At 61.6% G+C, this 461-nt stretch carries 1 protein-coding gene; it reads left to right on the forward strand.

Going from position 1 to position 461, the window contains the following annotated elements:
* Window positions 1-23: 23 nt before the first annotated feature.
* Window positions 24-461, forward strand: a 438-nt coding sequence (locus J1781_RS00380) for an FG-GAP repeat domain-containing protein (protein ID WP_331252954.1), incomplete at its 3' end; no start/stop codon positions are given.

Below are 461 nucleotides of genomic sequence, written 5' to 3' on the forward strand. Positions count from 1 at the left end.
GTTCCTCGCCCGTCATCGGCGACATCGACGGCGACGGCGTGTTGGATATTCTGTTCGCGGCGGATGACGGCGTGTTGCGTTGCCTGACGCGCACCGGAACCTTGAAGTGGAAGCACCGCGTGGCGAGTCCCGAAACGCGCATGAAGCCGTATCTGGCGCTTGCCGATTTGGACGTTGATGGCACGCTCGAAACGCTCGTGCCCACGCCCGATGGTCGCTTGCAAGTGTTCCTGAGTAGCGGCCAGCGGGCGTGGACGGACAACGGTGCGCCCAGCGTGTCGGCGCCGCTCGTGGCCGATTTTGATAACGACGGTTATCAAGATATTTTGCTTGCCGCGCAAGATGGAACGCTTCGCGGTTTGAGCGCGTGGGGCGGCGAACGCTTTCGTTTGGATGTCGGCGAAGGTATTCAATCGACGCCCGTTTTGGCCGACACCGACCGCGACGGCAAGTGGAATTTG

It is taken from the genome of Rahnella perminowiae, from assembly GCF_019049695.1.
Taxonomy (GTDB): Bacteria; Pseudomonadota; Gammaproteobacteria; order Enterobacterales; family Enterobacteriaceae; genus Rahnella; species Rahnella perminowiae.